At 63.6% G+C, this 13,114-nt stretch carries 14 protein-coding genes; 4 read left to right on the forward strand and 10 right to left on the reverse strand.

Annotation, left to right across the window (positions count from 1 at the left end):
• Position 1: 1 nt before the first annotated feature.
• From lpxK to BLR77_RS02100, 4 genes are all read right to left on the reverse strand, one after another.
• Entirely contained in the window at positions 2 to 1,003 is a 1,002-nt protein-coding gene (lpxK, locus tag BLR77_RS02085; RefSeq protein ID WP_074675235.1) for a tetraacyldisaccharide 4'-kinase, read from the reverse strand.
• Positions 1,004 to 1,432, reverse strand: a complete 429-nt coding sequence (locus tag BLR77_RS02090; RefSeq protein ID WP_074675236.1) for an ExbD/TolR family protein — start codon at positions 1,430 to 1,432, stop codon at positions 1,004 to 1,006.
• Positions 1,429 to 2,061: a MotA/TolQ/ExbB proton channel family protein gene (locus tag BLR77_RS02095; RefSeq protein WP_017677620.1), complete on the reverse strand. Its 633-nt coding sequence runs from the start codon at positions 2,059 to 2,061 to the stop codon at positions 1,429 to 1,431. Before BLR77_RS02095 ends, BLR77_RS02090 begins: the two co-directional genes overlap by 4 nt.
• A 72-nt stretch (positions 2,062 to 2,133) precedes the next feature.
• Complete coding sequence (locus BLR77_RS02100; RefSeq protein WP_074675237.1) at positions 2,134 to 4,347, reverse strand: DNA internalization-related competence protein ComEC/Rec2; 2,214 nt, start codon at positions 4,345 to 4,347, stop codon at positions 2,134 to 2,136.
• Positions 4,348 to 4,485: 138 nt separating this feature from the next.
• Between BLR77_RS02100 and BLR77_RS02105 the strand changes: the two genes are divergently transcribed.
• Entirely contained in the window at positions 4,486 to 5,013 is a 528-nt protein-coding gene (locus BLR77_RS02105; RefSeq protein WP_074675238.1) for a DUF2062 domain-containing protein, read from the forward strand.
• A 34-nt stretch (positions 5,014 to 5,047) separates the two neighbouring features.
• On the opposite strand, the gene BLR77_RS02110 is transcribed toward BLR77_RS02105, so the two are convergent.
• From BLR77_RS02110 to BLR77_RS02120, 3 genes are read right to left on the reverse strand one after another with little or no spacing between them, the layout of a single operon-like run.
• The gene (locus tag BLR77_RS02110) at positions 5,048 to 6,292 is read right to left on the reverse strand and encodes a lipoprotein-releasing ABC transporter permease subunit (protein WP_074675239.1); all 1,245 of its coding nucleotides are present in this window, start codon (positions 6,290 to 6,292) and stop codon (positions 5,048 to 5,050) included.
• A complete protein-coding gene (lolD, locus tag BLR77_RS02115) occupies positions 6,292 to 6,993 on the reverse strand; it encodes a lipoprotein-releasing ABC transporter ATP-binding protein LolD (protein ID WP_074675240.1) in 702 nt (233 codons plus the stop codon). Before lolD ends, BLR77_RS02110 begins: the two co-directional genes overlap by 1 nt.
• A gap of 4 nt (positions 6,994 to 6,997) precedes the next feature.
• The gene (locus BLR77_RS02120; RefSeq protein ID WP_074675241.1) at positions 6,998 to 8,245 is read right to left on the reverse strand and encodes a lipoprotein-releasing ABC transporter permease subunit; all 1,248 of its coding nucleotides are present in this window, start codon (positions 8,243 to 8,245) and stop codon (positions 6,998 to 7,000) included.
• A gap of 292 nt (positions 8,246 to 8,537) precedes the next feature.
• Here BLR77_RS02120 and BLR77_RS02125 point away from each other — a divergent pair, with 292 nt between their 5' ends.
• From BLR77_RS02125 to BLR77_RS02135, 3 genes are read left to right on the forward strand one after another with little or no spacing between them, the layout of a single operon-like run.
• Positions 8,538 to 9,104 (forward strand): PilZ domain-containing protein, encoded by a 567-nt coding sequence (locus BLR77_RS02125; RefSeq protein ID WP_074675242.1) that lies wholly within the window; start codon positions 8,538 to 8,540, stop codon positions 9,102 to 9,104.
• Positions 9,105 to 9,123: 19 nt separating this feature from the next.
• Positions 9,124 to 9,426 (forward strand): phosphodiesterase, encoded by a 303-nt coding sequence (locus tag BLR77_RS02130; protein WP_074675243.1) that lies wholly within the window; start codon positions 9,124 to 9,126, stop codon positions 9,424 to 9,426.
• 2 nt (positions 9,427 to 9,428) lie between these two features.
• Positions 9,429 to 10,148, forward strand: a complete 720-nt coding sequence (locus BLR77_RS02135; protein WP_074675244.1) for a glycerophosphodiester phosphodiesterase — start codon at positions 9,429 to 9,431, stop codon at positions 10,146 to 10,148.
• Between the two features lie 222 nt (positions 10,149 to 10,370).
• Here BLR77_RS02135 and sthA read toward each other — a convergent pair whose 3' ends face one another.
• From sthA to BLR77_RS02150, 3 genes are all read right to left on the reverse strand, one after another.
• A complete protein-coding gene (sthA, locus tag BLR77_RS02140; RefSeq protein WP_017677629.1) occupies positions 10,371 to 11,765 on the reverse strand; it encodes a Si-specific NAD(P)(+) transhydrogenase in 1,395 nt (464 codons plus the stop codon).
• 96 nt (positions 11,766 to 11,861) lie between these two features.
• On the reverse strand, positions 11,862 to 12,092 hold the full coding sequence (nqrM, locus tag BLR77_RS02145; protein WP_074675245.1) for a (Na+)-NQR maturation NqrM: 231 nt from the start codon (positions 12,090 to 12,092) through the stop codon (positions 11,862 to 11,864).
• Positions 12,089 to 13,012, reverse strand: coding sequence for an FAD:protein FMN transferase (locus BLR77_RS02150; RefSeq protein ID WP_074675246.1), 924 nt, complete (start codon positions 13,010 to 13,012; stop codon positions 12,089 to 12,091). The genes nqrM and BLR77_RS02150 overlap by 4 nt, the downstream gene beginning before the upstream one ends.
• Positions 13,013 to 13,114: the final 102 nt, after the last annotated feature.

Below are 13,114 nucleotides of genomic sequence, written 5' to 3' on the forward strand. Positions count from 1 at the left end.
ATCAGGACCCCGGTATGAGGCGGGCCAGCTCTCCATCCAGCCAGTCGACGAAAGCCGGCGTGGGCACGGCATCGACGGCCAGGTACCACCAGTCGGCGGCGGCGAAGGCCCGGCATTTCACCGCATCCTTTTCCGTCATCAGCAGTGGCAGCGACGGCTCGAAACTGAGCTGGGCGGCATCGTACTGCGCATGGTCGGCAAAGGGGTGCGGAACCGGGCGCCAGTTTAGCGCTTCGAGGGTATTGAAGAAACGCTGCGGATTACCGATACCGGCGACCGCGTGCACCGCCTGACCGGGTGGCAGATGATCGAGGCCGACGCGCTCACCGCTGGCCAGGTTGACCAGCGCGCTCGGCTGCAAGCGAAAGGCGTAGCCATCGATGCGGTCAGCTTCGGCGCCATTGAACAGAACCGCATCCACCTCATTGAGGCGCTCGACCGGCTCACGCAGTGGCCCGGCCGGCAGGCAGCGGCGATTGCCCAGGCCGCGAGCGGCGTCGATCAACACCAGCTCCAGGTCGCGCGCCAGGCGGTAATGTTGCAGGCCATCGTCACAGAGGATCAGATCCAGTGGCTCTTCGGCCAGCAGCGCACGCACGGCGCGGCTGCGATCCGGGTCGATCATCAGGGGCACGCCCGTGCGCTGAACGATCAGCAGCGGCTCGTCGCCGGCCTGCGTCGCCGGCTGCTCGGCACATACCCGCCAGGGCAGGCTGGGCGGTGTGGCGCCATAGCCACGGCTGACCACGCCGACCTTGAGGCCACGGGCCCGACAGTGTTCGATCAGAAAGAGAATAAGCGGCGTCTTGCCGGTGCCACCGACGGTGATATTGCCCACCACCAGCACGGGCACCGGGGCGCGGTAGATATCGCCCTCGCCGGCCAGGAAACGCGCACGCTTGCCCTGCACCACACGGCGGTACAGCCACTCCAGCGGGCGCAGCAGTGCCAGCGCCGGGTGGCCGCGATACCAGGCCTCGAGCAAGCGATCAGCAGCGCTCACCTAGGGGGTTTCCTGTGCTTCCACCGTGGTGATGCGCAGGTGCGAGAAGCCCAGCTTGCCGGCCGCATCCATGGCAGTGATCACCGCCTGGTGCGGGGTGTTGCCGTCGGCACTGATGATCAACGGCAGGCTGTTGTCGCCGTCGGATTCCTTCTGCAACGCCGCCATGAGATTGCTCAGGTTGCTCTCCAGCAGTGCCTTGCCATTGACCGAAAACGCGCCGTCGGCGCCGATCAGCACCTCGACCTGCTTGAGCTCGGTCTGCTCCGGCGGCGTGCCGCTGACTGCCTCGGGCAGGTCGACCTTGAGCTGAGTCTCGCGGGTGAAGGTGGTGGTGACCACGAAGAACAGCAGCAGGATGAATACCACGTCGATCAACGAGGCCAGGTTGATCTCGACGTTCTCCCGCGGTTTGCGCCGGAATTTCACGCCTTGCCCTCACCCAGGTCGACGTCGCGATCACCCTGCACCATTTCCACCAGCTTGATCGCTTCCTGCTCCATGCCGACTACCAGCTCGTCGACACGACGCTGCAGATAGCGATGGAAGAACAGTGCCGGGATCGCCACCATCAGACCAGCTGCCGTGGTGATCAGCGCCTTGGAGATACCACCGGCAAGCATCGGCGCGTTGGCCATGCCCGACCCCATGAAGGAGCTGAAGATCTCGATCATGCCCAGCACGGTGCCGAGCAGGCCGAGCAGCGGCGCGATGCCGGCAATGGTGCCGAGAGCATTAAGGTAGCGCTCCAGCTCGTGGATGACGCGGGCAGCGGCCTCCTCGATGCACTCCTTCATGATCTCGCGACCATGCTTGGAGTTGGCCAGGCCGGCGGCGAGAATCTGCCCCAGCGGCGAATCCTCGCGCAGCTCCTTGAGCTTCTGGTTGTTGAGTTTCTTGTCCTTGATCCAGCGCCACACCTGAGCCAGCAGATTGGCCGGGGTGACGCGGGCGGGCCGCAGGGTCCACAGGCGTTCGGCGACGATGCCGGCAGCAGCGATGGAACAGAGAATGATCGGCAGCATCATCCAGCCGCCAGCTTTGACCAGTTCCCACACGGTAGAGAATCCCCCTCGAAAAAGTGGCGCCACTCTAGCACAGGGTGCAACGCCCGCCGACCGCCGCCGTTCTCATTTTTCCCGCCAGAAACGTGGCTCGCTTCGCAACCCTCGCGCCGCGCCATGTTCACCCAGGCGAATATGCAGGGCGCCGCGCAACGCGGTGTCATGCACCTCGACACCTGCTGCCCGATAGCGCTCCAGCACCTGCGGGTGAGGATGTCCAAAGGCGTTGTGACGACTGCGGGTGATCAGCACGTGCTGCGCCCCGACCGCATCGATGAAAGCCTGGCTGGATGACGTGCGACTGCCGTGATGGGGCGCCAGCAGCCAGCGCGAGGCCAGGGGAAAGTCGGCCTGCATCAGCGCGCGCTCGGCCAGGATGTCAATATCACCGGTCAACAGCAGGCGCTCGCCGCCGGCCTCCACCTGTAGCACGCAGGAGCGTTGATTACCGGAGCTGGCCCGCTGCCACTGCCACAGCCTGAAAGTCACGTCATTCCATTGCCAGCTTTGCCCCGATTCGCAAGCCTCAGCGCCAAGCGCCTTGGCCAGACGCTGCGGCTCGCCACTGATGACCCGGGCCACCGGCATCCCGGCCTTGATCGCTGCAGCGCCGCCGGCATGATCATTGTCGGCATGACTGAGCAGCATCAGATCGAGACGCCTGAGGTTCATCGCACGCAAGGAAGGCAGGACAATACGCTCCCCGGTATCGAAATCGCCGAAACGCGGTCCCGCGTCGTACAGCAGGCTGTGTTCTCGGGTACGCACCAGCACCGCCAGCCCCTGCCCCACGTCCAGCACCCAGACGTCGGCACGGCCATCGTCCAGGTGCTGTGTGGGCAACAACAATGCAGGCAAAAACAGCGCGAGGCCGGGCAGGCGCAACGGTACGCCGGCAGGCAGCAGGAGCATCAACGCGCCTGCCGCTGCCAGTAGCCAGGCCCAGAGCGGCAGATTGCTGGGCAACCAGGCAGGCAGCCAAGCAGCGATCACGCCGAGCAATTCGAACAACAGATACAGTGCACCGCCGGCCAGCCACAACAGGCCCTCTCCAATCACGGGAACGGGCAGCAGCAGAGTGCCCAGCAAGGCCAGGGGCACGACCACCAGCCCCACCCAGGGTACGGCGACCAGGTTGGCCAGCGGCCCGCTGCTGCTGATAGGCAGGCCGAGGATCAGCATCATCGGCAACAAGCCGATGGCCATGGTCCATTGCGCACGCGTCAGCCCGCGCCACCAACCCCAGACGCCAAGCCGGCCACCGAACACCAACGCGAGAATCGCCACGGCCGAGAACGACAACCAGAAGCCCGGCTGCAACGACGCCAATGGCTCAAGCAGCAGCACCACGAGCAAGGCCAGCAGCAACGGCCACCAGGGGCCCAGGTGACGAAAGCGCATGCGCCACAGCAGCACCAGCGCGACCATCACACAGGCCCTGCGCACCGGCACCTCGAAACCAGCCAACATCCCGTAGACCAGGGCCCCGCTCAAGGCCAGCGCACAGGCGCAGGGCAGCCAGGGCCAGTGCCTTGGCCAGGCGCCGACTCGCGCCAGCAATGCCACCAGTCCGTAAAGAAAGCCGGCCAGCAGCGCGATATGCTGGCCGGAGATGACCATCAGGTGCACCGTGCCCGTGTGTTGCAGCAGGCGCCAGTCGCCCGCGCTCAGGCCTGAGCCATCACCCAGGACCAGAGCGGCAATGGCGCCCTCTCGTTCAAAGGCCGGCACAACCAGCAGATGCTGACGCAGACCGTCGCGCCAGCTACCCAAGCCTGTCGCGGGGGATAACCGCTCGCCAGACTTGATCGTGCCCGTAGCGCCAATGCGCTGGGCCAGCAGCCAGGCCTCGTAGTCGAAACTCTGCGGATTGACCAACCCATGCGGGCGCTTCAGGTTGACCGCCACACGCCAGCGCTCGCCGCCCTGCACCGGCGGCCCGCCATACCAGGCCAGGCGCAACCGTTTCGGCAGCTCGGCACGCCGGGAGTACGCCTCTTCGAACTGGAAGCGCACCACGCCATCGGACACCTCCGGCAGGCCGACCACCCGGCCCTCCAGCCACAGGGTCCGGCCATCGAGCTGCGGATCGAGGCGGTCGTCCAGTGCCGATTGCGCCGAGCTGCAGGCCCAAGCCAGCCCCAACAGAAACAACCCCAGCGGATAGAGGCGCGAGAACAGCAACGCCAGGCTGGCACAGACCGCCGCCAGCAACAGCCAGCCCGGCGGCAGGCTTGGCAGAAAACGCAGCGTCAGTAGCCCCAAGGCCAGCGCCAACATCCCTGTTCGCATTGTTCCTCCCTGCTCATCGAGCTGCCGCGAGCGCGTCCAGCACTCACCTCTGGTCACAATATGGAAACGCTGGCCAGGCTGAATCCGTGCATAATATCGGCGCTTTTGCCTGCCCAGAGACTCTTCATGCCGCGTCGTTTATTCAAGCGCTACATGCCCAACCCCGACAGCATCAAGGGTAACAAGTCCCTGCGCTTTCTCGGCAAACTCATTCATGATCCCAACCTCTGGCATCTCAACCGCCACTCGGTAGCCCGCGGCATGGCCATCGGCCTGTTCTGGGCGATGATCCCCATGCCCATGCAGATGCTGGCAGCCGCCGCCGTCGCCATCCCGATGCGCGCCAACCTGCCGATCTCCATCGGCCTGGTGTGGCTGACCAACCCCATCACCATGCCGCCGATCTTCTACTGCACCTATAAAATGGGCGCCTGGATCATGCAGACGCCGCCGGTGCGCATGCCGCAGACCCTCAGCCTGGAATGGATCACGGCCGAAGTCGCCGTGCTGTGGAAGCCCCTGTACCTGGGCTCCTTCGTCTCCGGTCTGATTCTCGCCGCACTGGGTTATGTGTTGACCATGCTCTACTGGCGCTGGTGGGTCCAGCGTAGCTGGCGCAAGCGTCAGGAAAAGCGCCGACTGGAACGCCCCTGAAAAAAAGCCGTCGAAGTCGACGGCTTTTTCGTTCTTACTCGTAGCGTAGCGCCTCGGCCGGCTGCACCTGCGCCGCCCGCCATGAAGGGTAGAGCGTGGCGAGGAAACTCAGGATCAGCGCCGCCGAACAGATCAGCGCCACATCCAGCCACTGCAGGTCCGATGGCAGGCTGCTGATGAAGTAAACGTCGGAGCTCATCACCTGCTGCCCGGCGAACGACTCCAGCCAAGCCACCAGCGCACTGACATTGAGCGCCGCCAGCACACCCAGCACCGTACCGATCAGCGTACCGACCAGACCGATCACCGAGCCCTGCACCATGAAAATCGCCATGATCTGCCGCGGCGTGGCGCCAAGGGTGCGCAGGATCGCGATATCGCCGCCCTTGTCCGCGACCACCATGATCAGCGTGGCGATGATGTTGAACGCCGCCACGGCGACGATCAGCAGCAGCAGCAGACCGATCATGGTCTTCTCCATCTTCATCGCGCTGAACAGGCTGCCCTGGGTATGGGTCCAGTCATCGGCACGGTAATCGCTGCCAAGCTGCGCCAGCAAGGACTTGGACACCTGCGGCGCCTGGTACAGATCCTTCAGCGCCAGACGAATACCCGGCACCGTACCTTCCGGCAAGCGCTGCATGGCAGCGGCATCGACGACGTTGATCAGTGCCAGCGAGCTGTCCAGCTCGGCCCCCACCTTGAACACCGCCGCGACGTTCAAGCGCTGCATGCGCGGCGTGACGCCACCAGGCGCGCTGCTCAGCTCGGGGATGATCAAGGTCAGCTTGTCACCCACCTGCAGGCCGAAACGGCGCGCGGTGATATCACCGATCACCACGCCGAATTCGCCCGGCTGCAGATTGTTCAGGCTGCCCTGGCGGATGTGCTCGGGCAGGATCGATACCTTGCCCTCTTCCGCCGGGTCGATGCCGTGGATCTGAATCGGCTGCATCAGCCCGCGATGCGAGAGCATGCCCTCCAGCTCGGCATAAGGGGCCGCGGCCTGCACCTGCGGATTGGTCATGGCCTTGTCCGCCAGGGCACGCCAGTCGGCGACGGGCTCGGCGCCATAGAGCATGGCGTGCGGCACCATGCCGAGAATGCGTGAGCTCATTTCCTTCTGGAAGCCGTTCATCACCGACAGCACCACGATCATCGCCAGCACGCCAAGCGCCAGGCCGATCATCGAGGTCAGCGAAATGAAGGAGATGAAATGGTTGCGGCGCTTGGCCCGTGTGTAGCGAGCGCCGATGAAGATACTCAGCGGACGAAACATCAGAGAGTCACCAGCTTGCCGTCCTGCAGGCTGAGCACGCGATCCATCTGCCGTGCCAGCTGCATGTCGTGGGTCACCACCAGAAATGCTGTATTGGAGTCGCGACTGAGCTCGCGCATCAGCTCCTGAATGCCTTCAGCGGTGTGCTGGTCGAGGTTGCCGGTGGGTTCATCGAGCAACACCAGCCCCGGGCGGTTGACCAGGGCACGGGCAATCGCCACACGCTGACGCTCACCACCGGACAGCTCTGACGGCTTGTGATTGAGGCGATGGCCAAGCCCGACTCGCTCGAGCAGCTTGGTGGCACGCTCGCGCGCCTCGCTGATCGACGTCTTGCCGATCAACAGCGGCATGCAGACGTTCTCCAGCGCGGTGAACTCGGCCAGCAGGTGGTGAAACTGATAGACGAAGCCCAGCGCACGGTTGCGCAGCAGGCCACGAGCGGTCTCGCTCAGCGCCGACAGTTGCTCGCCGGCCAGCCAGACGCTGCCCTCGCTGGGCGTATCCAGGCCGCCGAGCATGTTCAGCAGGGTGCTCTTGCCGGAACCGGAACTGCCGACGATAGCCACGCGCTCGCCGGGCAAGAGCTCCAGTTCCAGACCATCGAGCACCACCACCGACTCGGGGCCCTCGTCGTAACGCTTGCTCAGGTTGCGACAGCTGAGCACGGCATTGTGCTGTTTCATGGCGTTCTGGTTCATGGACTCACTCATAGCGCAGGGCCTCGGCCGGCTGGGTACGCGCAGCGCGCCAGGCTGGATACAGGGTGGCGAAGAAGCTCAGTAGCAGCGCCGCGGTACAGACCATCACCACGTCGGCGCTCTGCAGTTGCGAAGGCAGGTAATCGATGAAGTAGACATCGGCATTGAGAAACTTGATGCCCAGCAGACGCTCAATGCCGGCGATGAGGCTGCTGACGTTCAGCGCTGCGAGAATCCCCAGCACGGCGCCGATGAAGGTGCCAACCACACCGATCACCGTGCCCTGCACCATGAAGATGGCCATGATCTGCCGCGGCGTGGCGCCGAGGGTACGCAAGATGGCGATGTCGCCTTTCTTGTCGGTCACCACCATCACCAGGGTGGAAATGATGTTGAACGCGGCCACCGCGACGATCAGCAGCAGAAGCAGGCCGATCATGGTCTTCTCCATGCGGATGGCCTGGTACAGGTTGCCGTGGGTGCGGGTCCAGTCGCGGGCGTAGAAATCACCGTCGAGGGTCTGGGCGATCTCCCAGGCGCTGCGCGGCGCCTGGAACAGATCATCGAACTTAAGGCGCAGGCCCTGTACCTGATCCGGTTTCCAGCGCTGCAGGCGCGCCAGGTCGCTGATGTTGGCCAGGGCCAGTGCACCGTCGATCTCGCCAGCGCCGACGTGGAAGATACCGGTGACGGTAAAGCGCTTCAGACGCGGGAACATGCCGGCGGGGGTCACGGTGACCTCCGGCGCGACGAAGGTGACCTTGTCACCCAGCTTCAGGCCCAGCTTGGCCGCTGCCTTGTCGCCGATGACCATGGCGAAATCGCCTGGCTGCAGGCTGTCGAGACTGCCCTGCTGGAAGAAGCCATCGATGATCGACACCTTGCGTTCCTGCTCGGGGTCGATGGCATTGATCAGCACCTTCTGCACCTTGCCGTCGTGCGTCAGCAGGCCCTGCATCTGGGTGAAGGGCGCCAGCGCCTCGACGCGCGGATGGCGCTCGACCTGACGCGCCAATGCCGGCCAGTCGCTCACCGGGGTGGCCGATTCGACCGTGGCGTGAGGAATCATCCCCAGTACCCGAGTGCGCATTTCATGGTCGAAACCATTCATCACCGACAGCACCAGGATCATCACCATCACCCCGAGGGTGAGGCCGAGCATGGACGTCAGGGAAATGAAGGAGACGAAGTGGTTGCGACGCTTGGCCCGCGTGTAGCGCGTACCGATAAATACGAACAGAGGTCTGAACATGTCGGAGAGATTCGGGGGAAAGAAAAACGTCCTTGTGGCAGGGCCAGGTCAGCAGCCTTACACTCAGAAGCAACTCAAAGTCTGCTGCGTATCGGGCATGCTGCGTTAAAGACACGTGGAAAGCCGCTTATGGCCAACGCGCTTCAGTGTGACCCCGAAGGGGCGAGCGAAGCGAGCAATGCTCGTTTACCATTCGTAACCGAGGCTTGTTCGGCGACGCTTGCCTGGCACGCATCCAGTTCGCGAGACTTTCAACAGGGTCTTCGACCACCACCGCTTTCATGGGTTCGCCATGTCGACTAACGATGTAGATGATCGCCGCGAATACTATCGTATCGACGATACGATCGCACTGGAATTCAGCCTGCTGTCGGGGGCCGAAGCCCATGCCAGCGACGCGCTTCACGATCCATCACCGCTGTTCAACCTGCTCAGCGATCTGCACCTGATGGACTTCGAATCACAGCATCTGCTGCGCCATATCACTGAACGCGACCGCACCCTGGCCAACTACCTGAAGGTGATCAACAAGCGCATCGACCTGCTCGGCCAGGCCGTGGCGCAGAGCCTGCTGCGCGACATCGGCGCGCCACGCCAGGTATCGCTGTCTGAAGGCGGTATCAGCTTCAATAACGCCCAGGCCGTGGCGCCGGGTAGCCATCTGGCGATCAAGATGGTGCTGATGCCACAGGCGCTCGGCCTCCTGCTGCGTGGCCAGGTGGTGCACTGCAGCCAACGCACGGATGGCCAATTCGAGATCGGCACCGAGTTCGAAGCGTTGACCGACGCACAGCGCCAGTTGCTGGCTCGGCATATCCTGCAAAAGCAGGCTTTGGAGCGTCGCCAAGCCCGCGAATGACAGTCGACAAGGAACCGCCATGTATCGTCTCGCTCTGCTTTTCACCCTGCTCGCCCCTACTGCTCTCTTCGCCGATACCCTGACCATTCCCCTGGGCAACCAGGGCGCCGATCTCGACACCAGCAACCTGCCGCACAAAGGCCAGTCCAAGCGTTCGGTACTGGAGCGTTTCGGCCTGGCCGATGAAGAGCACAAGCCCGTCGGCCAGCCGCCGATCACGCGCTGGGACTACCGCGAATTCAGCGTCTATTTCGAATACGATCACGTGATCAACAGCGTGCGCCATCACCAGCCGCGCCACCTCGACACCGTCAAGGAGTAACAGTGACTCACATCTACGGCCATCGCGGCGCCAAGGGCGAAGCCCCAGAAAATACCCTGGCCAGTTTCCAGCGCTGCCTGGAACACGGCGTCGACCGCTGCGAACTGGATCTGCATCTATCGCGCGACGGCGAGCTGATGGTGATCCACGATCCGACGCTCAAGCGCACCACAGGTCTGCGCGGCAAGGTGGTTGAACACGACGCCGCCGAGCTGGTGAAGTACGACGCGCGCAAGGGCGGCCCTGGCTGGGTGCGTCCCTGCACCATTCCGCGCCTGGAAGAATTGTTCGAGCAGTGCAAATTCGCGCATTGGCAGCTGGAGGTGAAAAGCGCCTCGAAAGTGCGCGCCGCGCGTACCGTGCTGGCCATCTCGGAGCTGGTCGAACGATTTGGCCTGCGCGAGCAGATCACCATTACCTCCAGCTCTCGGGAAGTGCTCAAGGCCGCGCGCGAACTGACTCCGCAGCTGCAGCTGGGCCTGGTTGCCGAGTACGCCTGGCTCGACCCGCTGAAAGTGGCGGCGCATTACGGCTGCCATCTGCTGGCGCTGAACTGGACGCTGTGCACCCCGGAGCGCCTGCTCAAGGCGCAGAAGCAGGGGCTGCACGTGTCGGTATGGACGGTCAACGAGCCGGCGCTGATGCGTCGCCTGTCCGACTTCGGTGTCGACAGCATCATCACCGACTTCCCCGGCATCGCGGTGCAGACGCTGCGCGGCTGAGCCTCATCGCCCTCTCCCCCGGCCCCTCTCCCGCAAGCGGGAGAGGGGAGCAAGCCAGAACACGAACACAACGCCCAACAACGACAAAACCGGCCCCAGGGGCCGGTTTTGTCGTTTGCTGCCGCCTGAGACGCTAGAAGCTCTCCCGATTCGGCCAGCGCCACTCGGAAGCCACTACCCAGCCTGTCTCCCCGACCGGCTCAGGCCGCCGGCCGGAGCCGCTCAAAAAAGCCGGTTGAGGCCGTCGAACGCGGCGACCCGATAGGCCTCGGCCATGGTCGGATAGTTGAAGGTGGTGTTGATGAAGTACTTGATGCTGTTGGCTTCACCCTTCTGGTTCATGATCGCCTGGCCGATATGGACGATCTCCGAGGCCTGATAGCCGAAGCAATGCACACCCAGCACTTCCAGGGTTTCACGGTGGAAGAGGATCTTCAGCATGCCTACCGGCTCCACCGAGATCTGCGCACGGGCCATGCCCTTGAAGAAGGCCTTGCCCACTTCGTAAGGCACCTTGGCCTGGGTCAGCTCACGCTCGGTCTTGCCGATCGAGCTGATCTCCGGAATGGTGTAGATGCCGGTCGGCACGTCATCGACGAAGCGCCAACTGCCGTTGTCGACGATGCTGCCGGCAGCGGAACGCCCCTGGTCGGCGGCGGCGCTGGCCAGGCTCGGCCAGCCGATCACGTCACCGGCGGCGTAGATGTTGCTGACCTCGGTGCGGTAATGCTCGTCGACCTGGATCTGACCACGGCTGTTGACCGCGATGCCAATGTTCTCCAGACCCAGCTGATCGGTATTGCCGGTACGGCCGTTACACCAGAGCAGGGCGTCGGCCTTGATCTTCTTGCCCGACTTCAGGTGCAGGACCACACCGTTTTCCACACCCTCGATGCGCTCGTACTCTTCGTTGTGACGAATCAGCACGTTGTTGTTGCGCAGGTGATAGCTCAAGGCGTCGGAGATTTCCGAGTCGAGGAAGCTGAGCAGTTGATCGCGGTTGTCGATCAGGTCGACCAGCACACCCAGGCCACTGAAGATCGAGGCGTACTCGCAACCGATCACCCCAGCGCCGTAGATGATCAGACGGCGCGGCGTGTGGCCCAGGCTTAGAATGGTGTCGCTATCGTAGATACGCGGGTGGCGGAAATCGACATCGGCCGGGCGGTAGGGACGCGAACCGGTGGCGATGACGATCTGCTTGGCCACCAGCTTTTCCACCACACCATTGAGGCAGACGACTTCGACCGTCTGCTCGTCAGCGAAGCTGGCGGTGCCGAAATAGGTGTCGATGCGGTTGCGCGCGTAGTAGCCGGTGCGCGAAGTGACCTGCTTGGCGATCACCTTCTCGGCGCTTTTCAACACGTCGGGGAAGGAGAACCAGCGCGGCTCGCCGATCTGGCGGAACATCGGGTTGGTGTTGAACTGCATGATCTGCCGCACCGAGTGGCGCAGCGCCTTGGACGGAATGGTGCCCAGGTGGGTGCAATTGCCGCCGACCAGCGGACGGTTGTCCACCACGGCCACCTTGCGCCCGGCCTTGGCCGCGTTCATCGCCGCGCCCTCGCCCGCCGGGCCGGAGCCCAGCACCACCACATCGTAGTTGTAGACCGCCATGTTTACTCCTTCAGATCAGGCCGGAGCGCTTGTGGCGCACCCTCGGCAGGGCCGGCAGCGGATAATAGCCACCGGCTATCAAAGCTACCACCCGGCTTAACGCTTGCTCGCGTCGTAAGCCAGGTCGGTGTTCGGCGTTTCGCTCTGGTCGCGATTGACCTCTTCGCACTTTTCACGGCTACCGCCGCAAATCGAGCATTCCTTCTCGATACCCAGGTTGGCGATGCCACCGCAGGAACCGGCGATGGGTTTGCGTCCCATGATCACGCCAACGGCCATCATGCCGACGACCAGAACCATGGCCAGAAATACAACCAGAAAAGTCATTGCTCATCTCCTGCAGCGAATAGCTGCTCGAATGCGGTCGTGCCATGTGTGACGAAACCCTCGCCCTCACGCGTCACGAAAAACGCCGCGATACCGTTGCGCTCGGCGAAGGCCATGCCGGCATCCGGTCCAAGCACCATCAATAGGGTAGACAAGCCATCGGCGCGCAAGGTCGATGAATCTGCCACCGTCACCGCCGCCAGCTTGTGGTTGACCGGCTTGCCGCTCAGCGGATCGAGCGTGTGCGAGTAGCGCTGGCCGTTCTCTTCGAAGTAGTTGCGGTAGTCACCCGAGGTGGAGATACCGTAACCATCGAGCTGCAGAACGCGTTGGGCCACCCGCTGATCGTCGCGCGGGGCTTCCAGGCCGATGCGCCAATGGCTGCCATCGGGCTTGAAGCCTGCCGCCTTGAGCTCACCGGTGGCCTCGACCAGATAACTGGTGACGCCCAGCTCGCCCAGACGCACCACGATCAGATCAACGGCATAGCCGGCCGCGATGCTGTTGAAGTCGACTTCCACATCGACATCCTTGCACAGCTGCTCGCCTTCGATCTTCAGGTGCTGCTGACCGACCCGCTGACGCACTTCGGCCAGACGCTCGGCATCCGGCACCGACTCGCCCTGCCCTTTGGGCCCGAAGCCCCAGAGGTCGAGCAAGGGTTCCAGCGTCAGGTCGAAATAGCCCTGGCTCTCCTGATGCAGACGATTGCCGGCACGCACCAGATCCAGCACGCCCTTGGGCATGGTCTGGCAGGTACCCGCAGGCGCACGGTTGAACTGCTCGATCAGCGAATCATCGCGATAGGTGGACATCTGCAGATCGATCTCGGCGAGGATCGCCTCGGTCGCGGCCTTGAGTTCGGCTTGCGGCGCGACACCTTCACTGCGGACGTATTTGATCGAATAGGTGCTGCCCATGGTCGGGCCACCGAACTCTTCGATCCGTTCAGAATGCAAGCAGCCCGTTAGGGCTGCCGCCAAGGCGACAGCGATAACGGGCTGGAGTACAGCAGACCTCAT

The organism is Ectopseudomonas alcaliphila (assembly GCF_900101755.1).
GTDB classification, from domain to species: Bacteria; Pseudomonadota; Gammaproteobacteria; order Pseudomonadales; family Pseudomonadaceae; genus Aquipseudomonas; species Aquipseudomonas alcaliphila.

Coding starts and splice junctions, on each gene's coding strand:
- BLR77_RS02130 (WP_074675243.1), top strand. CDS start 9,124: ATGTATCGTCTCGCTCTGCTTTTCACCCTGCTCGCCCCTACTGCTCTC.
- BLR77_RS02125 (WP_074675242.1), top strand. CDS start 8,538: ATGTCGACTAACGATGTAGATGATCGCCGCGAATACTATCGTATCGAC.
- BLR77_RS02110 (WP_074675239.1), bottom strand. CDS start 6,292: ATGTTTCGTCCGCTGAGTATCTTCATCGGCGCTCGCTACACACGGGCC.
- lolD (WP_074675240.1), bottom strand. CDS start 6,993: ATGAACCAGAACGCCATGAAACAGCACAATGCCGTGCTCAGCTGTCGC.
- BLR77_RS02105 (WP_074675238.1), top strand. CDS start 4,486: ATGCCGCGTCGTTTATTCAAGCGCTACATGCCCAACCCCGACAGCATC.
- sthA (WP_017677629.1), bottom strand. CDS start 11,765: ATGGCGGTCTACAACTACGATGTGGTGGTGCTGGGCTCCGGCCCGGCG.
- BLR77_RS02120 (WP_074675241.1), bottom strand. CDS start 8,245: ATGTTCAGACCTCTGTTCGTATTTATCGGTACGCGCTACACGCGGGCC.
- BLR77_RS02100 (WP_074675237.1), bottom strand. CDS start 4,347: ATGTTGGCGCTGGCCTTGGGGCTACTGACGCTGCGTTTTCTGCCAAGC.
- nqrM (WP_074675245.1), bottom strand. CDS start 12,092: ATGACTTTTCTGGTTGTATTTCTGGCCATGGTTCTGGTCGTCGGCATG.
- BLR77_RS02150 (WP_074675246.1), bottom strand. CDS start 13,012: ATGGGCAGCACCTATTCGATCAAATACGTCCGCAGTGAAGGTGTCGCG.